We start from the raw sequence: 24,468 nt of genomic DNA on the forward strand, positions 1-24,468 counted from the left end.
CACTACCGTCCTGGTTCGACCCACCCTTCGAGATCGCTCTTCGTACCCGACGGACATCCGTCCTGACCGGTCTGGCGCGGGAACATCACCAGGCAGCGCTGGGGTCCGGGGGCGCCGACCGCCGTCGTGACCAGCACCGCGATCGATGACCCGTCGGCGACACGTCGCGTCGAGAAGCCGAGCGTGCCGGTGACACCGCGATAGTCGCTCTCGCGCAATTGCACCGCGATGGCGGTCCGGTTCGGCGGCAGGTCGGCGAGCACACCGCGACTGCTGCGCACGGCCTGCAGGAACAATCCGCTGACATCGAACGCGAGGCCGGTACGGTCGCCCGCCCAGGTCGGCCGGTAGTCGGTGAGTTCCGGGTAGCCGCGCAGATCCTCGATCAGACCGGCCAGTTCGACGCACAGTTGCTCGTGTTCGAACGGCACCGGCTGATTGCCGAGTTTGCCGACGCCGCCGACACAATCGGCCCCGCCGAGCATCACCGGCGCCGCCTTCGACACGTAGCGCACGGTCAGATTCGCGGGCAGGGCGGCCGTGGCCTTCGGGTCGGTGATCAGCCGGGTCACCGCGTCGTTGCCGAGGATCGCCGGGCCCGCTCCGCTCAGGCAGCCACGGCTCACCGACTTGGCGAAGGTCGGGAAATCGTTGTTGCGGCCTGCGAAGAAGAGCAGGGTCCGCCGGTCGAAGCCGTCGGTCTCGCACGGTGCGGGGAACCGGTAGAGCTGCTGTTGCTCGCGCCAGCTCAGACTCTCCTGCGCGACACCGCGGGTGGTGAGCTCGGCCTGCAGGTCGGCGACCAGGCTCGTCACGTACAGATCGTCGGCGGCCTCGGGATGATAGATCGTCACCTTGTCGTAGCGGGGCGCGCCGTTGGCCGCACGCGCGCCCTGCACGTAGTCCGCGATCAGTCGCGCCTGCACGGCATTGCTCGGCGCCGCCTGGAAATACAGCGGCGAGGCGTGCTCGAGCCCGTCGGCGGACAGGGTCGTCGCCACCGCGGGCACGCCGAGTTCGCCGAGCCGGGTGATGGCCCGTCGGGTCTCGTCGGTGCTGCGGTCGATGCCGACCACGCCGAGCACGCTGGGATCGTCGGCGGCCAGCGCGCGCAGCGGGTGGTCGACCACCCAGCCGGCCTGTCGCATATCCGAGCCGCCGTTGGCGATGACGACGCGCAGCAACGGTTCCGATTCGTCGGAGGCCAGCAGCGCGCGGCGCTGCTGCACCGCCAGCCCGGCCAGCTCCTCGACCTGGGCGTGCGGGTAGCGCACATTGGTGTCGGCGTAGCTGAGGCCGGCGAAGTACACCAGCGAGACCAGCGGCCGGTTCGGATTGCTCTCGCGTGCCTCGGCGGCCGCCGCGTTGAGCCGGAACACTTCGCGCTGCATCGCCGTGAGCTCGGGATCGTCGGCGAACAGCTGCGCGGTGTTGTCGCTGTAGCCAACGCATTCGCCGTCGCGCAGGCTCACCGAGACGCCATCGGTCCACGGCCACTGCGAGCACGGCGCGTTGCGCAGCGGCGGGAAGTACATCAGCGCGGCGCCGATGGCGAGCACGATCGGGATCAGCACGCACAGCCCGACGAACCAGCTCCGCGCGGCCATCGGCGGCGCGGGCGGCAATGCCAGCCCACGGAAGCGGGAATCGCTGATCAGCGGCGGCGTTTCGGCGGGCAGCAGCGCGCGCAATGGCAGGAACCAGGCGTCGGTCTGGCGATGGGTGCGCCGGTTGTCGATCTCACGCACCCAGGTTTGCAACGGGTCCGGCGGCTGCGATGACGGCTGCTCGGCGAGGCTCTCCAGGGTGCGCAGCGTGCGCAGTTCACCGATGTGGCCGAGCTCGCCGACCTCGCGGTTCGGGTCCTCATCGCGGAAGGCCACGATCACCAGCGGATCGAAATGGCCCGTCTCGTTCCTGATCTCGTTGACCCAGGTGAGGATTCGCGCGCCGTCACTGCCCTCGGCCAGGCCGCCGAGCAGCGCCACCGGGTAGGCGGTGCGCCGCCAGCTCGACGGCCGCCAGATCCGGCGGCGGTAGGCGTCGCGCAGATCCTCGAGGAACGCGTGGATCAGGAGTTTGGCGACCTGCTCCTCGTTCTCGTCGACCCGGTGCGAAGCTGTCAGCCGGGACGCGAAACCCAGGAAACTGCCCGACAATTCGGGCGCGAGATAGCGCTGGTGCAGGAACCACCTGGTCACCTTCGACATGCCGGGGATGCGACCCGACACCCACAGCCACAACCGCAGCACCGGCCACAGCGCGAGCACACCGAAGACCACCCGCGAGATCGTGTCGCCCGCAACGCCTTCCGCGGTGTCGGAGCGGCTGGTCGGTGAACCGCTGCGCAGCAGCTTGGGCAGCCTGCGGCGCAACTCGTCGGGCGCCTCGGACTCGTCGCTGGTGACCCGTTGGCGCGTCAGCCAATCGGCGGTGCGGTAGCGCGGGAACTTGATCGCGCCCATCGCGGTGTCGTCGGCGGCGAAACCCGCGACCAACTGCTGGACGATCGGCAGACAGTGCCCTGATACCTCCTGCTCGTCGTGCGAGCTGACCGCGGTGAGGTCGGGTGTGAGCATCGTGGGTGGCAGATCGGGCGCGTGCAGATCGATCTTGGCCCGCGGGGTCGCACGCGTGCCACCGGATTCGCCCAGCCAGCTGTAGAGGTCGGCGACCAGCGCGGAATGCCCCTGCACCCCGACCAGTTCGACGATCGGCCGGGGCAGTGTGCGGTGCCCGCGCAGCAGCGTACGCAGCACCCGCGGCTTGGTGTCGGGAATCTCCAGCGCCCGCAGCAGCTCGAGCAGCTTGCCGACATCATTGGCATCGGGCACTTCGACGGCCTCCCCGGGCGATCAGCGAGCACGCCGGGCACTGTCGGCGTATTCGCCGAACGATACCCCCTACCGCCGACGCTCAAACGGTCAAAAGCCCAGCTTCCCCAGCTGTTTCGGGTCGCGCTGCCAATCCTTGGCGACCTTCACGTGCAGATTCAGGTAGATCCGGGTGCCGAGAATGTGCTCGATCTGCTTGCGGGCATTGGTGCCGACCTCCTTGAGGCGGGCACCGCTCTTGCCGATGATGATCGCCTTCTGGCTCGGCCGTTCGACATACAGCAGGGCATGCACTTCGAGCATGTCCTCGTTCGCCTCGTACGGCTGGATCTCCTCGATGACCACGGCCAGCGAGTGCGGCAGTTCGTCGCGCACGCCCTCGAGCGCGGCCTCGCGGATCAGCTCGGCCATGAGGGTTTCCTCTGGCTCGTCGGTGATCTCGCCGTCGGGGTAGAACGCCGGGCCCTCCGGCATCTTCGAGGCGATCACGTCGACGAGCACCTCGACCTGTTCGCCCTTGACCGCCGACACCGGGACGACCTCGGCGTCGGGACCGAGCAGCTTGGAGACCGCCATGAGCTGGTGGGCGACCTGGTCGCGGCTCACCTTGTCGATCTTGGTGACCACGCCGAGGACGGTGGTCTTGGGCGCCATCATCTTGATCTGCTCGACGATCCAGCGGTCACCGGGACCGATCTTCTCGTCGGCCGGGATGCACAGGGCGATCACGTCGACCTCGGAGTAGGTGTCGCGCACGAGGTCGTTGAGGCGCTGGCCGAGCAGAGTCCGCGGGCGGTGCAGGCCGGGGGTGTCGACCAGGATCAGCTGGGCGTGGTCGCGGTGCACGATGCCGCGGATGGTGTGGCGGGTGGTCTGCGGGCGCGAGGAGGTGATCGCGATCTTGGTGCCGACCAGGGCGTTGGTCAGCGTCGACTTGCCGGTGTTCGGGCGGCCGACGAAACAGACGAAGCCGGAACGGAATTCCTTCTCAGCCACCGTGCACCTCGCTCAGGACGGCGCCGCTGCGGTCGGTGCGGATGACCGCGGCCGACGGCGAGACCTCACGCACCGCGGCGATACCGGCGTCGTCGGACTCACCGCCGACGACGACCGCCGCCTCGAAACCCTCGGCGCCGCTGGAGATCGCGGCGGCCACGGCGGCCTGCAACGCGGTCAGGCGCAGCGCGGTCAGCGCTACCTCACCCGCGGCGTAGGTGCGGCCGTCGGTGTCGCGGATCGCGGCGCCGCTCGCGCCCCCGGTGCGGCCCAGCGCGCCACGCGCCAGCACCAGCAGTTTGTTGTCCTCGGCGTCCAGTTCACTCATCGGTTTCTCCGTTGTCGTCGGGCACGGTGACCTCGGCGGACTCGGCGCCCGCCACGGTCTTCTTGTTCTTCTCGGCCGCGCGGCGCACCAGCACGGTGTTCACCCGCATCCGGCCGCGGGCATCGGCGCCGCCCTCGCCGCGCAGGACCAGCCCGTACACGGTCACTTTCGAGCCGGGCAGCGGGACACGACCCAGCTCGTGGGCCAGCAGACCGCCCACCGTGTCGACGTCGGAGTCCTCGATATCGAACCCGTACAGCTCGCCGAGGTCTTCCACCGACAGCCGTGCCGACACCCGGTAGCGGCCGTCACCCAGGTCTTCCACGGGCGGGGTCTCGTCGGTGTCGTATTCGTCGGCGATCTCGCCGACGATCTCCTCGAGCACGTCCTCGATCGTCACCAGACCCGCGATGCCGCCGTACTCGTCGACCAGCAGCGCCATGTGGTTGCGGCGGCGCTGCATCTCGTCGAGCAGATCGTCGAGCGGCTTGGAGTCGGGGATGAACACCGCGGGCCGCATGACCTCGCGCACGGTCACCTTGCGGCTGCGATCGGCATACGGGACAAGGTCTTTCAGATACACGACGCCGAGCACGTCGTCGACGTTCTCACCGACAACGGGGATCCGGGAATGACCGGAGCGCACGGCCAGCGACATCGCCTGGGACGCGGTCTTGTCGGCCTCGATCCACACCATCTCGGTGCGCGGCACCATCACCGCGCGGGCGACGGTGTCGCCGAGTTCGAAGACCGACTGGATCATCCGGCGTTCGTCGTCGGCGACCACGCCACGCTCGCGGGCCATGTCGACCACTTCGCGCAGCTCGATCTCGGACGCGAACGGGCCGTTGCGGAAACCCTTACCCGGGGTGATCGCGTTGCCGAGCAGGATCAGCAGCCTGCTCACCGGGCTCAGCACCGCGCCGATGATCTGCAGCGGCACCGCGGCGCCGAGTGCGATCGAATAGGCGTGCTGGCGGCCGAGCGTGCGCGGGCCGACACCGATCACGACGTAGGAGACGACCACCATCACCGCGGCGGTGACCAGCAGCGCGGTGCCCGCGGTCCACAGTTCCAGGGTCGCCGCGGCGAGCAGGACGGTGGCGGTGATCTCGCACAGAATGCGCAGCAGCACCATGAGATTCACGTACCGCGGACGGTCGTCGACGATCTTGCGCAGCCGCGCGGCGCCGGGTCGTTCCTCCCGGACCATGTCGTCCAGGCGAGCCCGCGACACCGTGTTCAGTGCCGAGTCGACCCCGGCGAACACCCCGCCGAGCCCGATCAGCAGGATCGCGAGCAGGATCTGGGTCAGTGAGGTCACGCGGGGCCCAGTGCGTCACCCGGTGCGGTGAAACCTGCCTTGCCGAGTAGTTGGGCGTCGCGCTCGGCCAATTCGGCGCGGCGCTGTTCCTCGCGCAGGCTCACATACCACTCCTCGAGGAGCTGGGCCTGCAGCGCGAACATCTCCTTCTCCTCCTCCGGCTCGGCATGGTCGTAGCCGAGCAGGTGAAGCACGCCGTGCACGGTGAGCAGGGCCAGCTCGTGATCGAGCGAATGGCCCACCTTCTGGGCCTGGCCCATCGCGAACTCCGGGCACAGCACGATGTCGCCGAGCATCGACGGGCCGGGCTCGGGGCTGTCGGGGCGACCGCCCGGCTCCAGCTCGTCCATCGGGAACGACATCACATCGGTCGGGCCGGGCAGGTCCATCCAGCGCACGTGCAGGTCGGCCATGGTGTCGAGATCGACGAGCACCATCGACAGCTCGGCGGCGGGATGCACGTCCATCCGGCCGATCACGAAACGTGCGACGCTGACCAGGTCTTCTTCGGGGACGTCCATGCCCGATTCGTTGGCGATCTCGATGCTCACCTGTTCAGCCTACGGTGCCGACCCGACGCCGCCGGGAGCGGCATCGGGCCAGCTCTGGTCGTGGCCCGCCCCGATTCTGGACTGACCAGAGGGTGCGACGAAGGAGTGCCCGGCGGGAGGGAAGAATCGGGGCCCGTCAGGGCCACGACCACCGGCCCCGGCCGGCATCGAGCACGGCGTGAGTTACCCGCGGTTCGTGCGACCGGCCGCACGGCGCTGCGCCCGGTTGCCCGGATAGTGCGGACCCGGCACCGCGCGGGTGTCGGACTCGTACCGGTCGTAGGCGTCGACGATGTCGGAGACCAGCCGGTGCCGGACCACATCGGCGCTGGTGAGCTCCGAGAAGTGGATGTCCTCGATGTCGGTGAGGATCTCCGCGGCCGCGCGCAGGCCCGATCGCTGCCCGTTGGGCAGGTCGACCTGCGAGATGTCACCGGTGACGACCATCCGTGAGCCGAAGCCGAGACGGGTCAGGAACATCTTCATCTGCTCGGCCGTGGTGTTCTGCGCCTCGTCGAGAATGATGAACGAGTCGTTGAGGCTGCGGCCACGCATGTACGCCAGCGGCGCGACCTCGATGACACCGGAGGCGAGCAGCTTGGGGATCGCTTCCGGGTCCATCATGTCGTGCAGCGCGTCGTAGAGCGGCCGCAGGTACGGGTCGATCTTGTCGTTGAGCGTGCCGGGCAGGAAGCCGAGCCGCTCACCGGCCTCGACCGCGGGCCTGGTCAGGATGATGCGGGTGACCTGCTTGGACTGCAGGGCCTGCACCGCCTTGGCCATCGCCAGGTAGGTCTTGCCGGTACCGGCGGGACCGATGCCGAACACGATGGTGTTGGCGTCGATCGCGTCGACGTAGTGCTTCTGGTTCAGCGTCTTGGGGCGGATGGTCTTGCCGCGACGGGACAGGATGTCCAGGCTCAGCACTTCGGCCGGGGATTCCGATGAGCCTTCTGTGAGCATCGAGACGGTGTGCCTGACAGCTTCGGGGGTGATCACCCGATTACGGCCGGTCAGCGCGACGAGCTGCTCGATGACGCGCTCTGCCAGCGCCACATCGCCGGCCTTACCGGTGATGGTGACGGTGTTGCCGCGGACATGGATGTCAGCCGGGAGCAGCTTCTCCAGCTGACGAAGATTCTGGTCGGCCGAGCCGAGGAAGGGGAAGACAGACTCCGGGGCGAGTTCGATGCTGGAACGCACGGTGCGCGCCGCGGGACCCGCGTTGTTACCGCCTGCGCCGATGCCTGTTACGGGGTTGGTGGGGTCGCCGATCTCGCCTGAGTTCTTCAAAAGTGCCTATGGCCTGCTTCCGGTCTCGACTGTGTGTTCGATGAGCTCAGTTTAACGCGCGGCACCGACACCGCCCAGCGATATAACGGGAGGATCGGCCGAACCGCGATCGACCGGTGATCGCAGGTCACAGCCGGGTAGGCCGCGCGGGGCCGGAACTACCAGCGTGGGGTCAGCGCGCCGAGGGCACCGAGGGCCACCGCGGCGGCGGTCGAGGTGCGCAGGACCGTCGGGCCGAGTAGCACGATGTCGGCGCCCGCCTCGGCCAGTGCGGACAGTTCGGTGTCGTCCAGGCCGCCTTCGGGACCGACGATCAGGACCACGTCGGTGGTCTGCGCCAGCGGCAGCTCGATGAACTTGCCGGTGCCGGATTCGTGCAACGCGGCGACGATCGCGCCGTCCGCCTTGGCCTTTCGCACCAGCTCGAGCAGATCACGGGTGCGGTGCAGGTCGGCGATCTCGGGGATGTAGGCGCGCCGGGACTGCCTGGCGGCCGCGCGGGCGGCGACCCGCCACTTCTCGATTCCCTTGGCGGCCTTGGCTTCCCAGTTCGCGACGCAGCGCGCGGCCTGCCACGGCACGATGACGTCGGCGCCCGCCTCGGTCATCAGCTCGACGGCCAGCTCGGAGCGATCCGACTTGGGCAGCGCCTGCACCACGGTCACCTGCGGGGTCACCGGGGTGGCGACCCGCCGGGTGCGCACCGCGAGTTCGAGCCGGTCCTTCTGGGCCGCAACGACTTCCGATTCGGCGAGCACACCGTGTCCGTCGGACAGGGTGATCGGCTCGCCGACCTTGATCCGGCGCACGGTCGCCGCGTGGCGGCCCTCCGGACCGTCCAGGACCGCGACGGCGCCCGGTTCGGGTACCTCGTCGAGGTAGAAGACCGTCGCGGCCACCGGGTCAGCGTCCGCTGAAAGAGGCGCGCAGCCGGGCGAACAGGCCGCTGTTGTGCTCGGACTGGGCCGACATCACCTCGGCGCGGTCCTTGTCGCGCATGCCCTTGAACTTGCGCAGCAGATCGGTCTGCTTGCCGTCCAGCTTGGTCGGCACGACGATGTCGAGGTGGGCCAGCAGGTCGCCACGCGCGCCCGAACGCAGCCGCGGCATGCCATGGGCGCGCAGCTGGATGACCTCGCCGGGCTGGGTGCCCGCCGCGATCGTCAGCTCGGTCGGGCCGTCGAGGATGGTGTCGACGACGACCGTGGTACCGAGGATGGCGTCGATCATCGGCACCCGGACGGTGCAGTGCAGGTCGTCGCCGTCGCGGACGAAGGTGTCGTGCGGCTGCTCGACGACCTCGACGTAGAGGTCACCGGCGTGGCCGCCACCGGGGCCGACCTCGCCCTGAGCGGCCAGGCGAACGCGCATGCCGTTGGCGACACCGGCCGGGATCGGCGCGGCGATCTCGCGACGCGCGCGCACGCGGCCGTCGCCACCGCACTTGTGGCAGGGGTCGGGGATGGTCTCACCCGCGCCGCGGCAGGTCGGGCAAGGCCGCGAGGTGAGCACCTGGCCCAGGAACGAGCGCTGCACCGACTGCACTTCACCGGCGCCGTCACAGGTCTCGCAGCGCACCGGCTTGGAGTTGCCGTTGGTGCCCGCGCCCTGGCAGATGTCGCAGAGGATGGCGGTGTCGACGGTCAGGTGCTTGGTGACGCCGACCGCGCATTCGGCCAGGCTCAGCCGGGTGCGGATCAGCGAGTCGGCGCCGGGCTGCACGCGGCCGCGCGGCTTGCGCGCGCCACCGCCCTGGCCGCTCATGCCGCCGAAGAACGCCTCGAAGACGTCGCCGAGACCGCCGAAGCCCGCGCCGCTGAATCCGGCTCCGCCGCCGCCGTTTTCGAGCGGGTCACCGCCGAGGTCGACGATCCGGCGCTTCTCCGGGTCGGTCAGCACCTCGTAGGCGGTGGAGACTTCCTTGAACTTGGCCTGGGCGGCCTCGTCCGGGTTCACGTCGGGGTGGAGTTCGCGGGCCAGCTTGCGGTAGGCGCGCTTGAGCTCCTGGTCGGTGGCGTTCTTGCCGACGCCGAGCAGTCCGTAGTAATCCCGTGCCACTGTGAGTTCTCTAGTCCTTGGTCGCTGTGGTCCAGCCGAGCGCCGGGCGCATCCTTAGTCGAATCCACTCAACTTTACCGGCCGAAGTATCGACCTTAACAGTGCGGGTTGGCCGTTCCCGGCCCGCCGTCACCTTTCCGCCAGTACTTCTCCGATGTAGCGGGCAACGGTGGCCACCGACGCCATGGTTCCCGGGTAGTCCATCCGGGTGGGACCGAGCACACCCATGCCACCAAGGACGGCCCCCGCCGCGCCGTAGCCGGTGGAAACGACCGAGGTGCCGCGCATTTGCTCGACCTGGGTCTCCTCGCCGATCTGCACCATCACCTGGCCGGGCTGCTGCGCCGCGGCGAGCAGTTTCAGCACGATGACCTGCTCCTCGAGCGCCTCCAGCACCGTGCGCAGGGAGCCGGGGAAGCCGAAGTCGGCGACATTGCGGGTGAGGTTGGCGGTACCACCGAGGACGAGCCGTTCCTCGGGATGCTCCACCAGCGTCTCCACCAGCACCGTCGAGACGCGGACGAGCACGTCCTTGATCTTGGTCGGCGCGCGTTCGGGCAGGCCGGCGACCGACGCGCTGGCCACCGACAGCAGCTTGCCGTCCATCGCGCCACCGAGCAGGCCGCGCACCGCGGCGAGATCGTCGTCGGAGATCACCGCGCCGAGGTCGACGATGCGCTGGTCGACCCGGCCGGTGTCGGTGATCACCACCAGCAGCAGGCGGGCCGGATTGAGCGCGACGACCTCGATGTGGCGCACGATCGAGGCCGAGACCGTGGGGTATTGGACGACGGCGACCTGCCTGGTCAGCTGCGCCAGCAGCCGCACACCGCGGCGCAGGACGTCGTCGAGATCGACCCCGGATTCGAGGAACTCCATGATCGCGCGGCGCTCGGCGCCCGAGAGCGGCTTCACCTCGGCGATCCGGTCGACGAACTCGCGATATCCCTTGTCGGTGGGGATGCGGCCGGAGCTGGTGTGCGGCTGGGTGATGTACCCCTCCGCCTCCAGCACGGCCATGTCGTTGCGGATGGTCGCGCTGGATACGCCAAGGCTGTGCCGTTCCACGAGCGACTTGGAGCCGATCGGTTCCTTGGTGGCGACGTAGTCCGCAACGATCGCTCGCAGGACCTCGAACCGCCGATCCTCGGTGCTCGACGCCATCGACCCCACCTCCTCGCTCGTGCCGGGTACGTCATCGGCCCGCGTGTGCTGCTGTGTACGCCGCACAGACTCGCACGCGGACGCTCGGAGCGTCTCGTTGTCCAGTCTAATTGTCCGGTCCCGGCTCGCCCGCTCACATCGCTGCTGTGGGCGGGGTTATCCACAGGACGCGGTTTATCCACAAGTGGGAGACAGGGGCTGGCCGCGCTCTGCGCACCGGCGTACGTTCGGCACTGATTCAACTGTTTACCAGCGGTTTTCAGTGGTCGACGGCGGGTGGGGAGGGGCTTGTGATGCAACAGAACGGGAGTACCGCTGCCACGGTGGTGGCGCTGGATCCGGCGGAGTTCGCCGGGTTCGATCGGGGGTGTGCGGAGTTTCTCCGGGTGATCGACCAGATCAAGGTGCTGGCCGGAGAGATCGGCGATCAGGTGCATTGGGGGCTGGGCGAAGGTGATGCCCGGCTGATATCCGGTGCCACGGTGGTGGCGCGGTTGCGGACGAAGGCCGGCGGCGAGGGGAACAGCATCGATGCGGTGCTGGCGGAGCATGCGCGCGTTGTCGCCGGTATCCGTGCGACACATCGGGTGGTGCTGGATCGGATGATGCTCGCGGACGGGGAGTGGGCGGCGCGGGTCCGGTCGGTGGAATCGGTTGCGGGACACCGTGATCCACTGGAGACGGCGCTGTGACCGCGCATGAGCCGCGTGGCATTCCGGGTGGTGGTGAGAATGCGCGGAGTTGGCGTCATCGGGAGATCGCCGCGGCCTTCGCGCCGCTCGAGGTGACCGATGCCGTCGCGCAGGCGGACAAGTTCGCGCGGATCACCCGCTTGTGGGAGGACGGGGTAGCGGCCTTCGAACGGGCCACGCGCGACTCGGCGGGATGGTGCGGTGCCGCCGCTGCTGCCTCGAGCGCGGCTGTCGGCAGCTATATCGCGGAAGCTCGGGCGCTGACCGCTGTTCTTGACCGGTTCTCCGGCTTGGTTCGGACTGCGGCCGACGCGATCGTGGCGACCAAGTACGCCATCCCAGAACAGATCGTCGCCGAAGTGGGTCCGCCCTTGCTCGCGACGGGACAGCCGGAGTCACATCGCGCGGCAACTGCGGCACTGGAGGACGCGCGTCTCGCGATGCGTGAGCGGTATGTGGTGCCCTTCGGCGAAGTAGACGCCCGGATTCCGGTGTTGCCCATGCCGAGTCGGTGGGCCGTTCCGGATATGGATCCCGGTGATCGGCTGTTGCGCGGAGGCAGGTCGGTCGAGATCTTCGGCGAGCACTCAGGCAGTCGCGTCGAAGCTGGGTTCGCGCAAGCTGAGTCCCTGGACTCACCACACTCGACCCAGGCAGTGAGGCTCAGACCTGCCGCGACCAGCTCGGAAGACGTTGTTCCTGACCTCGCTACGAGTGCGCTGGACGGCGGCTCAGCGATGTCCGATGACCCCTCGGCACGAGGTGGTGACCTGGCGGGAGCGGCCGGCTTGGTGGGACCAGGTGACGGCTCGGCAGCATCGCCTGACTCGGCGGGGCCAGATGGCGACTCGACGAAACCAGGTGACAGCTCAGCGCTGGGCAGCGACCTCGCGGAGCCTGGAAACGACTCGACGGGGCCGGGAGACTCGATGGAACCTGATGGCGGCTCGACGATGCCAGGCGACAGCTCAACGCTAGGCAGCGACCTGGCGGAGCCTGGAAACGACTCAGCGGGGCCACTTGGCGACTCAACGGGGCGGGGCGACCGCTCGGTAGGGGCAAGCGATGCGATGGTGGCCATGGTTGCCACGAGTCCGGCTCTGAATTCGGCGCTGTTCGACGGGCGTGGAATACCGGGTACTGCTGCGGGGGCCGTCGCGTCGGTGGTGGATCCATCCATGACGTCGATGGGCTACAACGGGTCGGCATATCCGGGTGGCGCGCAGCCCGTCTGGGCTGCGGCACCGTCAGCATCGGGCGATCAATCAGCCCGGGGTATTCCGTCTCTGCCGCCGCACGACGCAGAACCGCCGCGGCCCGGTGCCGGGCGAAGTGTGCCGGGCGCGACAGGACCGGTCGGCGGGGCGAACTCACCGACCGCGCCGTCGCCGAACCGCACGCTCGATCGATTGTTCCACTACGCCGTAGCGCCTGGTGCTGGGCAAACACCGGACAGCGACGCGGAGCGTGCACTGCCGGACTATCTGATCACGCAGGCGAATACCGATGCACTACTCGGCAATCCGCGACCGACGGTCAGCGGGGGCGTGATCGGAGGTGGGGACGGTGACCGGCCGGGCACGCAGCACTGAGCTGCGGCAGGCCCGCCAGTACCAGCGAGCCGAGGGCACCGAGCCACACGGTCGATCCGGGCGACCGGCGAGGGCCGCCCGAGGGGGCGGCCCAGACCGGGTCAGCTCCGGGCTGCGGAGGAAGCGGCGCCCACCTGCTTGCCCGCGAGGGCATCCAGGCCGAGCATCGCCAGCAGCGATACGCAATCTTCCGCGTCGTTGGAATGCGACGCGACCGTGCGAGCGGCGACCGCGCACTGCCGCGCGTTCTCCGCCTTCTCCGCAGAGCGCGCTTCAGCGAATTCGCTCTGCTCGTGGACGAGGGTGATGTGCCGTTCGGTGGACATATAGCTCCCTAGGATCGAGTCGAAGCCTACGCCCCCAATCGTTATCTTCGACCCCGAACCCACCGAACCTTCCACTTCGCGACCCCGGTGCGAAGTGCCCTCGGTGAGGTGTGCATCACGTCATCTCATGACGCTGACCGGGCGATCGTCGATGTGGCCCCGAGCACCCGCCGACCCGGAAATCCGGGTCACGAATCGGTGTCAGTCGCCCCGGCACCCACTGCTCGTTGCAACCGCAACTGACCGATCTCGGCCACGTTCTTCATCAGCTCGGCATCGACCCAGGAGACCAGATGAGCGACCGTCAGTCCGGCCTCGACAGGCCACGGATAGGCAGAGCCGGAGTCCAGCGCGGCATCGTCGAGCGTGTCGACGATCTCGACCCAGTCCACCCGCAACGCCCGCAGCCACTCGACGGTGGGCGACCCCGGCCCAGGCCAGGCGATATCGGTCCGCTCGCGCGGCGGCCGGTGCCGCACATGATCGAGGGCAACGCTCCACCACCAGCCGATATGCCAGCTCAGCCAGCCGATCGCCGGAACCGGAATCGGATCGGGTTCGGTGTCCGCCCAGTCCGCGACCCAACCGCCACTGCCGTCCGGGCGCATAGTCCAGCACGACGCGGCCGGTTCCCAGAGGAAATCCTCCGCCGACAACCGCTCCAGATGGAACTCGAACAGCGACCAGACCAGGTCGAACTGCCACCGCACCAGCTCACTTCGCGACGTTGCCACGCGGCGCATCGTGCCACGGTCCGCGCGGCATGGAAACCGGTTTTTCGAGGGTCAGTCGAGCAGGTCGCGGACCACTCCGTCGGCGAGGAGACGGCCACGGTCGGTGAGGACGAGGCGGTCGTCGGCGATGACGGCGAGGCCGTCGGCGAGGATGCGGTCGAGGGCGGGCTGAGCCGACGGCGCGAGGGTCTGGACCGGGAGCCCGGTGCGGAGCCGGACGGTGAGCATAAGGTGCTCGGTGTAGCGCTCGTCGTCGGTGAGGGCTTCCCAGCCCGCGGAGGGAAGGCCGCCGAGTGCGACGCGGTCGGCGTAGCGGGCGGGGTGTTTGACGTTCCACCAGCGGACGCCGCCGACGTGGCTGTGGGCGCCCGGACCCGCGCCGAGCCAGTCGCCGCCGTCCCAGTAGCCGAGGTTGTGGCGGCAGCGGGCGGCATCGTTCGCGGCCCAGTTCGAGACCTCGTACCAGGACAGGCCCGCCTCGGCCAGGCGGGTGTCGATGCGTTCGTAGCGGCCGGCGAGGACATCGTCGTCGGGGGCGGGCAGTTCACCGCGACGGACCTTGCGCGCCAAGGCGGTTCCGTCCTCGACGATCAGGGAGTAGGCCGAGACGTGGTCGACACCGGCAGCCAGCACGGCATCGAGACTCGCGTCGAGATCGGCATCGGTCTCGCCGGGGGTGCCGTAGATGAGGTCCAGGTTGACGTGCTCGAACCCGGCAGCCCTTGCCTCCTTCGCGGCGGCGACCGCGCGCCCCGGCGTGTGGGTGCGATCGAGCACCTTCAGCACATGCTGCGCCGCGGACTGCATGCCCAGCGACACCCGTGTGTATCCGGCAGCCCGGATGCGCTCGAAGAACTCGGGCGAGGTGGATTCCGGGTTGGATTCGGTGGTCACCTCGGCATCGGGCGCCAGGGTGAAGTTGGCGCGCACCGCGTCGAGGACCGAGGCCAGCCCGTCGCCGCCGAGCAGCGACGGCGTCCCGCCGCCGACGAAGATGGTCGACACCGCGGGCGTCTCGCTCGGCAATGCGGCGAACTCGCCCGCCGCGGTCGCCAGCTCACCGCGCAATGCCTCGAGCCACGACTGCGGCGACGCCGAGGTCCCCAGCTCCCCCGCCGTATAGGTGTTGAAGTCGCAATACCCGCATCGCGTCGCGCAGAACGGCACGTGCACGTACACCCCGAACGCGCCGCCCCCGAAATCGCGCAGCACCGGCCGATCGGCATCGGCCGGTGTCACGCCGGGAGCCCCGGGAGCAGCGCTGGTAGTCACCCCTCCAGTCTGCCGGGCCCTGGTGAACCGCCCCGCACGGCCCCTTCGCCCGGCAAGCGACTCAGCGGGTCAGTCCGTCACCACGGGGGTGTTCTGGTTGGCGGTGAGGACCCAGACGCCGTTTTCCTTGGTCATCACGTACATGGGCGTGCCCTGCCCGGACAGCTCGCCGTCGAGGGTGAAATAGCTTTGCCGGATCTTGACGGCGGCGACATCGGGCCGCAGGAACAGCACATGCTCGATCTCGTAGGTCGCCTTTCCGTGCGTGGTCGCTCCGGGCAGCACCTTCGCGGTGAACTCGGCGATCGCGGGCCGCCCGAACAGCCGCTTGCCGTGGCCGGTGGTCCAGATGGCGTCGGCGCGGAAGACTGCCGTGAACTCGTCGATCAGTTCGTTGTCCTGCGCGTGGGCGATGGTGTCGACCACGGCCGTGATGGCCGCGAGTTCGCTGTCGAGCTCGCCGGGGGTCTGGCCTGTCACGGTGACGTCGTTGCTCATGCGACCCACTGTGCAACCTCAACAACACTCCAGGTCAACACGCTGTGCCGCACCGCACACAGAGGCTCCATGACGAATCACCGGTCGCTTCCGGCGGGTGAACTATGACCCCCGTCACAGAACGGGACGACCGTCCAGGGAATTTCCCCCAAAAGTGCGGGAAATATCTCCTTGCGGTCGGAACGACCCGGCTGACATGGCACAATAGCCCCATGCACGCAACTGGAGTACGACTCGTGGCCCGGCGCCACGTCGACTTCCAGCGTGTCTGCAGCGCCTGCTGTCGGCCCGGTTTCCACCGGTAGCGCAGCGGCGTCCACGCCCGGGTATCCCCCGGTGCCATCGACTTCCATCGGCCCGCTGACCACCTGACGCGAGCCAGCCCCTCGCGCCTTCAGCACGGATGTACCACCCACCCCGCAGGAGCGACCCCACATGACGTCGAGCACCGACGCCGCTTCGACCGAACAGTCGACGGCCCGCCCCGAGCGCCCGGCAGCCGAACGCCGCGTGCGGCCAGATCGGCCGCGCAGCGAAGCCCCCGTCGCGCCGCGCGAGCGCACCGGCAAGCCGGTCCGCCGCCGCTCCGAAGGCCAGTGGGCCCTCGGCTACCGCGAGCCGCTGAACCCGAACGAGCAGTCCAAGAAGGACGACAACCCGCTCAACGTGCGCGCGCGGATCGAGAACATCTACGCCAAGGGCGGCTTCGACTCGATCGACAAGGCCGATCTGCGCGGCCGCTTCCGCTGGTGGGGTCTCTACACCCAGCGCGAAGAGGGCTACGACGGCACCTGGACCGACGACGACAACGTCGACATCCTCGAAGCCAAGTACTTCATGATGCGGGTGCGCTGCGACGCGGGCGCGCTCAACGTGGCCCAGCTGCGCACCATCGGCCAGATCTCCACCGAGTTCGGTCGCGACACCGCGGACCTCTCGGACCGCGAGAACGTCCAGTACCACTGGATCGAGGTCGAGAACGTCCCGGAGATCTGGCGGCGGCTGGAATCGGTCGGTCTGCACACCACCGAGGCGTGCGGCGACTGCCCGCGCGTTGTCCTCGGTTCGCCGCTGGCCGGTGAGTCCCTCGACGAGATCATCGACCCGACCTGGGCGATCGACGAGATCGTCAAGCGCTACATCGGGAAGAAGGAGTACTCCAACCTTCCCCGCAAGTTCAAGACCGCGATCTCGGGCCAGCAGGACGTGGTGCACGAGATCAACGACGTCGCCTTCGTCGGCGTGAACCACCCCGAGCACGGCCCCGGCCTGGATCTGTGGGTCGGCGGCGGCCTGTCGACCAACCCGATGCTGGCCAAGCGGGTCGGCGCGTGGGTGCCGCTCGACGAGGTTCCCGACGTGTGGGAGGCCGTTGTCTCGCTGTTCCGCGACTACGGCTACCGCCGCCTGCGCACCAAGGCCCGCCTGAAGTTCCTGATCAAGGACTGGGGCATCGAGAAGTTCCGTCAGGTGCTCGAGGACGAGTACTTGAAGCGCAAGCTGATCGACGGTCCCGCGCCGGAGCAGCCTGCCAAGCCGATCGACCACGTGGGCGTGCAGAAGCTGCGCAACGGTCTCAACGCCGTCGGCTTCTCCCCCATCGCCGGTCGCGTCTCGGGCACCATCCTGAGCAAGGTCGCCGACGCCGCCGCGAAGTACGGCTCGGACCGGATCCGGTTCACCCCGTACCAGAAGCTGATCATCCTCGACATCGCCGACGACCAGGTCGACGCGCTGATCGACGAGCTGGAACCGCTAGGCCTGCAGGCCCGTCCGTCGATCTGGCGGCGAAACCTGCTCGCCTGCAGTGGCATCGAGTTCTGCAAGCTGTCCTTCGTCGAGACCCGCAAGCGCTCGCAGGTGCTGGCGCCGGAGCTCGAGCAGCGCCTGGCCGACATCAATGCCGAGCTCGACGTGCCGATCACCATCAACATCAACGGCTGCCCGAACTCGTGCGGCCGGTCCCAGATCGCCGACATCGGCTTCAAGGGCCAGCTCGTCGACGACGGCAGTGGGAATCAGGTCGAGGGTTTCCAGGTTCACCTGGGTGGCAGCCTCGGCCTGGACAGCGGGTTCGGCCGGAAGCTGCGTCAGCACAAGGTGACCAGCGTCGAGCTCGGCGACTACATCGATCGCGTCGTCCGCAACTTCGTCAAGAACCGGGAATCCGGTGAACGTTTCGCGGTGTGGGCAGTGCGCGCCGACGAGGCCGACCTCCGATAGTCGATGAGGAGATCCCCACAGTGACAACGAATCTCGCCGCGAAGCTGTCCGAAGACGAGCTGCGCGCCATCGCCGAGCAGGGCGCGGCCGAACTGGGCACCGAGGCTTCGGCCGCCGACCTGATCGCCTGGACCGACCGCACGTTCGGCAACAACTACATCGTCGCCTCGAACATGCAGGACGGTGTGCTGGTGCACCTGGCCGCGCAGACCCGTCCCGGCGTCGACGTGCTGTTCCTCGACACCGGCTACCACTTCGCCGAGACCATCGGCACCCGCGACGCGGTCGAGGCCGTGTACGGGGTGAACGTGGTGAACGTGCGGCCCGAGCACAGCGTCGCCGAGCAGGACGAGCTGCTGGGCAAGGATCTGTTCGCCCGTGACGCCGCCGAATGCTGCCGCCTGCGCAAGGTCGTCCCGCTGAAGAAGTCGCTGGCCGGCTACAACGCGTGGATCACCGGCATCCGCCGGGTCGAGGCGCCCACCCGCGCCAACGCGCCGCTGATCTCCTTCGACGAAGCCTTCGGCCTGGTGAAGATCAACCCGATCGCACCCTGGTCCGACGACGAGATGCAGGCCTACATCGAGGCCAACGGCATTCTCGTCAATCCCCTGGTGGAGGAGGGTTACCCGTCCATCGGCTGCGCGCCGTGCACGCGCAAGCCCGAACCGGGGTCCGATCCGCGCAGTGGCCGCTGGGCCGGCCTCGCCAAGACCGAATGCGGATTGCACCAATCATGACCATCACCACCACCGGGAGTGAGCCTGTGAGTACCGACACCACCGAACGCGAGCTCGGCCTGACCGAGTTCGACACCCTCGCGGCGCTGGAGTCCGAGGCGATCCACATCTTCCGTGAGGTCGCGGGCGAGTTCGAGCGGCCGGTGATCCTGTTCTCCGGCGGCAAGGACTCCACGGTGCTGCTGCATCTGGCGCTCAAGGCCTTCTGGCCCGCGCCGCTGCCGTTCGCGCTGCTGCACGTCGACACCGGGCACAACCTGGACGAGGTGCTCGAGTTCCGCGACAAGGTGGTGGACAAGTACGGCCTGCGCCTGCACGTGGCCTCGGTCGAGGAGTACCTGGCCGACGGCCGCCTCACCGAGCGTCCCGACGGCATCCGCAACCCGCTGCAGACCGTCCCGCTGCTCGACGCCATCACCGAGCACCGTTTCGACGCGGTCTTCGGCGGCGGCAGGCGCGACGAGGAGCGTTCGCGTGCCAAGGAGCGGATCTTCTCGCTGCGCAACGCCTTCGGTCAGTGGGATCCGAAGCGTCAGCGTCCCGAGCTGTGGAACCTCTACAACGGCAAGCACGCGCCGGGTGAGCACGTGCGCGTGTTCCCGCTGAGCAACTGGACCGAGCTCGACATCTGGCGCTACATCGCCCGCGAGAACATCGATCTGGCCAGCATCTACTACGCCCACGAGCGCCCGGTGTACCAGCGCGACGGCATGTGGATGACCCCCGGCGTGTGGGGCGGCCCGAACGACAACGAGGTGCTCGAGACCCGGTCTGTGCGCTACCGCACCGTCGGCGACGGCTCGACGACCGGCGCCATCATCTCCGACGCCGCCGACAACGAGGCCATCCTGGCCGAGGTCGCCGCGTCCCGACTGACCGAACGTGGTGCGACCCGTGGCGACGACCGCGTGTCGGAAGCAGCCATGGAGGACCGCAAACGGGAGGGCTACTTCTGATGCGCTCCGTGCAACTCACCAGACCGAACGTGGAGCACAGTGCTCGATCCTGGGTGAGCGACGACCGCGTGTCCGAGGCCGCCATGGAAGACCGCAAGCGAGAGGGTTATTTCTGATGTCCGACCTATTGAGGCTGGCCACCGCCGGTTCTGTCGACGACGGCAAGTCCACCTTGGTCGGACGGCTGCTCTACGACACGAAGTCCGTGCTGGCCGATCAGATCGACGCCGTCACCCGCGCCTCGGTCGACAAGGGTCTGTCTACCCCCGACTTGTCGCTGCTGGTCGACGGTCTGCGCGCCGAGCGTGAGCAGGGCATCACCATCGACGTGGCGTACCGCTACTTCGCCACGCCCAAGCGCTCTTTCGTGCTCGCCGACACCCCGGGACACGTGCAGTACACCCGCAACACGGTCTCCGGCGCGTCCACCGCGCAGCTGGTGATCCTGCTGGTCGACGCGCGCAAGGGCGTCATCGAGCAGACCCGCCGCCACGCCGCGGTGCTGGCGCTGCTGGGCGTGCCGAAGCTGGTGCTGGCCGTGAACAAGATCGACCTGGTCGACAACCCGGCCGAGGTGTTCGCCGAGATCTCGTCCGAGTTCAACACACTCACCTCCAAGCTGGGCTGGGCCGACGAGGACGTCCTCGAGATCCCGGTGTCCGCACTGCACGGTGACAACATCGCGAGCCGGTCGGACAACACCCCGTACTACGACGGTCCCTCGCTCATCGAGCACCTGGAATCGGTTCCGGTGGACGCGGATTCGACCGGCACGCACGCGCTGGGCCTGCGTTTCCCGGTGCAGTACGTGATCCGTCCCCGCACCGCCGAGTACCCCGACTACCGCGGCTACGCGGGTCAGATCGCGGCCGGTTCGGTTTCCCCCGGCGACGAGATCGTGGTGCTGCCCTCCGGCAAGCGCACCACCGTCGAGCGCGTCGACACCCCCGATGGTGAGCTGGCGGTCGCGCAGGTGGGTCGTAGTGTCACGCTGCTGCTCGCCGACGAGGTCGACATCTCGCGCGGCGACATCATCGCCTCTCCCGCCGACGCGCCGGAGCCGATCGACACCTTCGACGCGACCGTCTGCTGGCTCGGCGACAAGGCGCTGCGCCCCGGCGCGCGGCTGCTGCTCAAGCACGGCGCCAAGACCACCCAGGCCATCGTCGGCGCGCTCGTCGAGCGCTTCGACGAGCAGACCCTGACCGCGCAGGAGAGCCCGGAGTCGTTGGAGCTCAACGACATCGGCCGGGTCTCGCTGCGGCTGGCCGAGCCGATCCCGGCCGACGACTACCGCACCAACCGGCACACCGGGTCGTTCCTGCTGATCGACCCCGCCGGTGGCAACACCCTCGCCGCCGGCCTGGTCGGCGATGTGCTGACCTCCGTCGAGGTCGGTACCGCGGTCTGATGAATCGCACGCTCGCCCCGCTGCGCGGCCCCGCTGTGGCGCCGCGCGGCGGTGGCGAGCCCGCGCTGATCGCGGTCGCCCACGGCAGCCGCGATCCGCGTTCGGCGGCGACGATGGCGGCCGCGGTCGCCGAAATCGCCGCTGCCCGACCGGATCTCACCGTCCGGCTCGCGTTCCTCGATCTGAGCGCGCCCTCGGTGGACCAGGTCGTCGACGACCTCGCCGCCCAGGGACATACCGAGGCGATCGTCGTTCCCCTCTTGCTCGGCAACGCCTTTCACGCCCGCGTCGACCTGCCCGCGCTGCTCGCCGACGCTGGTCGCCGTCATCCCCGGCTGCGGCTCACGCAGGCCGACGTTCTCGGTGCCGACCCGCGGCTGATCGACGCGCTGGCCGACCGGGTCGTCGAGGCCACGTCCTCCCGACCATTCGCAGACAGGGTCGTCGCGGCCACATCCGCCCAACCGGTTGCGGACCGGGTCGTCGAGGCCACATCTGCCCTACCGTTCGCGGACCGGGTCGTCGAGGCCACCTCCGCCGTACCGTTCGCGGACCGGATGTCGGCGCAAATCTCCGGCATAACCGGCTGGCCCCCAAGGGGTCCCGGCCCGACGGAGGGACACACGGGAGCGCTGGGCGTGGCGGTCGCCGCCGTCGGATCGCGTGATGCGGCCGCCAATCGGCGGACCGCCGCGGTGGCTCGACGATTGGCGGCGCGCACCGGAGTCCGCACCGAAATGTGCTTCGCGACAGTAGAACCCGGCATCAACGGCGCCATCGACCGGCTGCGCGCCCGTGGCGCCGAGCAGATCGTGGTGGCGCCGTGGTTCCTCGCGCCCGGGCTGCTCACCGATCGGCTCGTCGCCGCGGCACCCGAGGTCGAGCACGCGGGCGTCATCGGGGCGCACTCCGCGCTGACCGAGGTGGTCTGGGCGCGCTACGACAGCTCGATCGCGGCGGAGCTCGAACTCACCGCCTGAGTTTCGGTGGCCGCACTACAGTGGGCCGACCATGCCCGATCTTCTCGGAATCAATCACCTGACGCTCGCCACCCCCGACCTCGACCGGCTCGTGGCCTTCTACACCGACTCGCTCGGGGCGGTACTCGCCTTCGAACGCGCGGCGACTCCGTCCGATCCCCGGATAGCGGTGGTCGACGTCGGCGGCGACGACCACCTGATGATCGTCGAAACCGCGACCCTTCCGCGCACCGACACCGACCCGCTGGGCCGGGCAGGCTGGGGGCTGCGAGTGGGGACTCATGCCCAACTGTGCGCGGTCCGCGATCGAATCCTGGCGGCCGGATGGCCGGTGGGACCGATCGAGACGCTGCCCACGCAATGGACGATGACGGCTCACGATCCGGATGGGCGTCCCGTGGACGTTCGTGCGCATCGCCCGCGTCCCACGTCGTCGGAATAGTCCCCGCCGCTGAGCGACACCTCAGGCTCACCCCATGCGTGATCCAGCTCACAGGTCATCACCTTTACTGTATACCCCCCGGGGGTATAGATTTCTATCAGAAGCACAGCGAACTGAGAGGCGAAACCGATGACCACCAACGCCCACGCCGGACACCACACCCACGCCGGTCACGCTGACACCGCGACCCAGCCCTCGCACGCGGGACACCAGGACAACCACGCCGGCCACGAGATCGATACCAACGGCCATGCGGCACACCAGCAGCACGGCGGGCATGCCGCACCCGCCGCGCAGCCCGCCCCTGTCGACGAGCACGCAGGTCACGCCGACCCCCACGCGAGCCACACCGCACCCGCGCAGACGGCACACGCAGGGCACGCAGGTCATGGCGACGCCCACGCAGGCCACGGTGACGCCCACGCAGGTCACGCCGCGGGAGCACCCGGCGGCCTGCTGGTCACCCAGGACGGGTACACCCTCGATCTCGCGACCACGATCGCCGAGCCGGGCGGTATCGACTTCCGGTTCCGGATCCTCGGGCCGGACGGGACCGCGGTCACCGAGTTCGATCCGATTCACGATCGCGAGCTGCATCTGATCGTCGCGCGGCGGGAGCTGACCGGGTTCTGGCACGTCCATCCGGTACGCGAGGCCGACGGCACCTGGGTGATCCGCCTCGATCTCCCGGAGGCGGGCGCCTACCGCGTGTTCACCGATATCGCGCCGCGCGCACTCGGCCGGACGATCACCCTCGGCGCCGATCTCGCCATCGCGGGACACTATGTACCGCAGCCGGTTCCGGCGGTCGGTCGGACCGCGGAGGTCGACGGCTACGAGGTGACCGTCGACGGTGAGTTGCGCACCGAAGGTGACCTGCTGACGCTGACCGTACGCAAAGACGGTGTGCCGGTGACGGATCTGCAGCCCTACCTGGCCGCCTTCGGCCACCTCGTGATCCTGCGGGCAGGCGATCTCGCCTACGTGCACGTGCACCCCAATGGCGAACCGGGCGACGGGATCACCCCGGCGGGACCGGAGATCACCTTCCACACAGCGGTTCCCGGTCCGGGGACCTACCGGTTGTTCCTCGATTTCCGGCACGGCGACGTCGTCCGCACCGCCGCGTTCACCCTGACCGCGGGTTTCACCGAGCCGCAGCACGCATACCACCACTGAACAACGCCCCTGCACGACGGCGTCGCTACCCGAAATGGGTAGCGACGCCGTCCACATTTGGATCTGGGCAGATGATCACCAGGCTCTCCGGTCAGCATCGCCCGAGAGGGAAAAACCACCAGAGCCTGTTGATCTTGATCCGGGGGATCGCCCGACCTAATCGGTGCTGGCCGGCCCCGCGGACAGCAATCGCGTCGCGATGGCGCGCGCGGCATCGACTCGCGCCGAATCACCGATCTGGCGGGCGATATTGGCGGCACTGACGACCGCGTCGAGCTCGAAAACCAGGAGCTCGGCGTCGACCCCGCCGAAATCGCCGACCTCCTGGGCCTTGCGGATCTCCTCGGCCAGGATCGCGAGCCACTCGTCGTGGTCGGCGACCACGGCGTCGCGGACGGGGCCCGACTTACTGCTGAATTCGGTCAGCGTGGCGACGCGGAAGCAGCCGCCGGGAAAGGGGGGCTGCTCGATGTGGGTGAACCAGCGCTCGATCAGGGCCCGTACCCGGCCCGCTCCGCGCGGTTCGCGCAGACTCGGCGCGATCACCCGCTCGACGAACACCTCACGGGCGGTCTGCACGGCGGCCAGCTGGAGCGCTTCCTTGGTGCCGAACAGGGTGGCGATACCGCTCTTGCTGATGCCGAGATCGGTGGCGAGCATGCCGATGCTGAGTCCGTCCAGGCCTTCGACGGAGGCGAGCTCCGCGGCGCGGCGGGCGATGGTCGCCCTGGCCCTGGCGCCCTTGGCCAGTCGTTGATCGCCGGGCTCGGTCTGGGTCATGGCTGCCATTGTTCCACCACCTCTTGCCTAGGAGAACGATCGGTCGTACTTTAATGTACGAACGATCGTACGTTCTTATTCTCCTCTGCGAAGGA

23 protein-coding genes are annotated in these 24,468 nt (G+C 68.8%); 9 read left to right on the forward strand and 14 right to left on the reverse strand.

Going from position 1 to position 24,468, the window contains the following annotated elements:
• Positions 1–2: 2 nt before the first annotated feature.
• The 9 genes from ACWF82_RS20250 to hrcA form a co-directional block, all read right to left on the reverse strand.
• Complete coding sequence (locus ACWF82_RS20250) at positions 3–2,834, reverse strand: ABC transporter substrate-binding protein (protein WP_452503239.1); 2,832 nt, start codon at positions 2,832–2,834, stop codon at positions 3–5.
• A 90-nt stretch (positions 2,835–2,924) separates the two neighbouring features.
• Positions 2,925–3,830 (reverse strand): GTPase Era, encoded by a 906-nt coding sequence (gene era, locus ACWF82_RS20255; RefSeq protein WP_452503241.1) that lies wholly within the window; start codon positions 3,828–3,830, stop codon positions 2,925–2,927.
• A complete protein-coding gene (locus ACWF82_RS20260) occupies positions 3,823–4,158 on the reverse strand; it encodes a cytidine deaminase (protein ID WP_365042915.1) in 336 nt (111 codons plus the stop codon). Before ACWF82_RS20260 ends, era begins: the two co-directional genes overlap by 8 nt.
• Positions 4,151–5,482, reverse strand: a complete 1,332-nt coding sequence (locus ACWF82_RS20265) for a hemolysin family protein (protein WP_452503243.1) — start codon at positions 5,480–5,482, stop codon at positions 4,151–4,153. The genes ACWF82_RS20260 and ACWF82_RS20265 overlap by 8 nt, the downstream gene beginning before the upstream one ends.
• Positions 5,479–6,033, reverse strand: coding sequence for an rRNA maturation RNase YbeY (gene ybeY / locus ACWF82_RS20270; RefSeq protein WP_379038254.1), 555 nt, complete (start codon positions 6,031–6,033; stop codon positions 5,479–5,481). The genes ACWF82_RS20265 and ybeY overlap by 4 nt, the downstream gene beginning before the upstream one ends.
• A gap of 183 nt (positions 6,034–6,216) precedes the next feature.
• Positions 6,217–7,278 (reverse strand): PhoH family protein, encoded by a 1,062-nt coding sequence (locus ACWF82_RS20275; protein WP_452503298.1) that lies wholly within the window; start codon positions 7,276–7,278, stop codon positions 6,217–6,219.
• A gap of 206 nt (positions 7,279–7,484) precedes the next feature.
• Positions 7,485–8,225 (reverse strand): 16S rRNA (uracil(1498)-N(3))-methyltransferase, encoded by a 741-nt coding sequence (locus ACWF82_RS20280; RefSeq protein WP_452503245.1) that lies wholly within the window; start codon positions 8,223–8,225, stop codon positions 7,485–7,487.
• A 4-nt stretch (positions 8,226–8,229) separates the two neighbouring features.
• The gene (gene dnaJ / locus ACWF82_RS20285) at positions 8,230–9,384 is read right to left on the reverse strand and encodes a molecular chaperone DnaJ (RefSeq protein ID WP_452503247.1); all 1,155 of its coding nucleotides are present in this window, start codon (positions 9,382–9,384) and stop codon (positions 8,230–8,232) included.
• A 129-nt stretch (positions 9,385–9,513) separates the two neighbouring features.
• A complete protein-coding gene (gene hrcA, locus ACWF82_RS20290) occupies positions 9,514–10,548 on the reverse strand; it encodes a heat-inducible transcriptional repressor HrcA (protein ID WP_452503249.1) in 1,035 nt (344 codons plus the stop codon).
• Between the two features lie 323 nt (positions 10,549–10,871).
• Here hrcA and ACWF82_RS20295 point away from each other — a divergent pair, with 323 nt between their 5' ends.
• Complete coding sequence (locus tag ACWF82_RS20295) at positions 10,872–11,240, forward strand: hypothetical protein (protein WP_452503251.1); 369 nt, start codon at positions 10,872–10,874, stop codon at positions 11,238–11,240.
• Entirely contained in the window at positions 11,237–12,832 is a 1,596-nt protein-coding gene (locus tag ACWF82_RS20300; protein ID WP_452503253.1) for a hypothetical protein, read from the forward strand. Before ACWF82_RS20295 ends, ACWF82_RS20300 begins: the two co-directional genes overlap by 4 nt.
• Before the next feature lie 101 nt (positions 12,833–12,933).
• Here ACWF82_RS20300 and ACWF82_RS20305 read toward each other — a convergent pair whose 3' ends face one another.
• The 4 genes from ACWF82_RS20305 to ACWF82_RS20320 form a co-directional block, all read right to left on the reverse strand.
• Positions 12,934–13,158 carry a hypothetical protein gene (locus tag ACWF82_RS20305; protein WP_189033064.1) on the reverse strand — a complete coding sequence of 75 codons (225 nt, stop codon included), beginning with the start codon at positions 13,156–13,158 and terminating at the stop codon, positions 12,934–12,936.
• A gap of 188 nt (positions 13,159–13,346) precedes the next feature.
• Positions 13,347–13,901, reverse strand: a complete 555-nt coding sequence (locus tag ACWF82_RS20310) for a DinB family protein (protein ID WP_452503255.1) — start codon at positions 13,899–13,901, stop codon at positions 13,347–13,349.
• A gap of 42 nt (positions 13,902–13,943) precedes the next feature.
• Entirely contained in the window at positions 13,944–15,131 is a 1,188-nt protein-coding gene (gene hemW / locus ACWF82_RS20315; RefSeq protein WP_452503299.1) for a radical SAM family heme chaperone HemW, read from the reverse strand.
• A 102-nt stretch (positions 15,132–15,233) separates the two neighbouring features.
• Entirely contained in the window at positions 15,234–15,662 is a 429-nt protein-coding gene (locus ACWF82_RS20320) for an SgcJ/EcaC family oxidoreductase (RefSeq protein ID WP_452503256.1), read from the reverse strand.
• Positions 15,663–16,097: 435 nt separating this feature from the next.
• Here ACWF82_RS20320 and ACWF82_RS20325 point away from each other — a divergent pair, with 435 nt between their 5' ends.
• The 7 genes from ACWF82_RS20325 (at position 16,098) to ACWF82_RS20355 (ending at position 23,593) form a co-directional block, all read left to right on the forward strand.
• Complete coding sequence (locus ACWF82_RS20325; RefSeq protein ID WP_452503258.1) at positions 16,098–17,885, forward strand: nitrite/sulfite reductase; 1,788 nt, start codon at positions 16,098–16,100, stop codon at positions 17,883–17,885.
• A 20-nt stretch (positions 17,886–17,905) separates the two neighbouring features.
• Positions 17,906–18,625, forward strand: a complete 720-nt coding sequence (locus ACWF82_RS20330) for a phosphoadenylyl-sulfate reductase (protein WP_379308617.1) — start codon at positions 17,906–17,908, stop codon at positions 18,623–18,625.
• Entirely contained in the window at positions 18,622–19,581 is a 960-nt protein-coding gene (cysD, locus tag ACWF82_RS20335; RefSeq protein WP_452503260.1) for a sulfate adenylyltransferase subunit CysD, read from the forward strand. Before ACWF82_RS20330 ends, cysD begins: the two co-directional genes overlap by 4 nt.
• A gap of 115 nt (positions 19,582–19,696) precedes the next feature.
• Complete coding sequence (locus tag ACWF82_RS20340; protein WP_452503262.1) at positions 19,697–20,992, forward strand: sulfate adenylyltransferase subunit 1; 1,296 nt, start codon at positions 19,697–19,699, stop codon at positions 20,990–20,992.
• Positions 20,992–21,972: a sirohydrochlorin chelatase gene (locus tag ACWF82_RS20345; RefSeq protein ID WP_452503264.1), complete on the forward strand. Its 981-nt coding sequence runs from the start codon at positions 20,992–20,994 to the stop codon at positions 21,970–21,972. Before ACWF82_RS20340 ends, ACWF82_RS20345 begins: the two co-directional genes overlap by 1 nt.
• A gap of 31 nt (positions 21,973–22,003) precedes the next feature.
• Positions 22,004–22,414 carry a VOC family protein gene (locus ACWF82_RS20350; RefSeq protein ID WP_452503266.1) on the forward strand — a complete coding sequence of 137 codons (411 nt, stop codon included), beginning with the start codon at positions 22,004–22,006 and terminating at the stop codon, positions 22,412–22,414.
• 129 nt (positions 22,415–22,543) lie between these two features.
• Positions 22,544–23,593, forward strand: a complete 1,050-nt coding sequence (locus tag ACWF82_RS20355; RefSeq protein WP_452503268.1) for a hypothetical protein — start codon at positions 22,544–22,546, stop codon at positions 23,591–23,593.
• Positions 23,594–23,749: 156 nt separating this feature from the next.
• Here the strand turns inward: ACWF82_RS20355 and ACWF82_RS20360 are convergent, their stop codons facing one another.
• Positions 23,750–24,373: a TetR/AcrR family transcriptional regulator gene (locus ACWF82_RS20360; protein WP_452503270.1), complete on the reverse strand. Its 624-nt coding sequence runs from the start codon at positions 24,371–24,373 to the stop codon at positions 23,750–23,752.
• Positions 24,374–24,468 lie beyond the last annotated feature (95 nt).

This window comes from Nocardia sp. NPDC055053, from assembly GCF_053608285.1.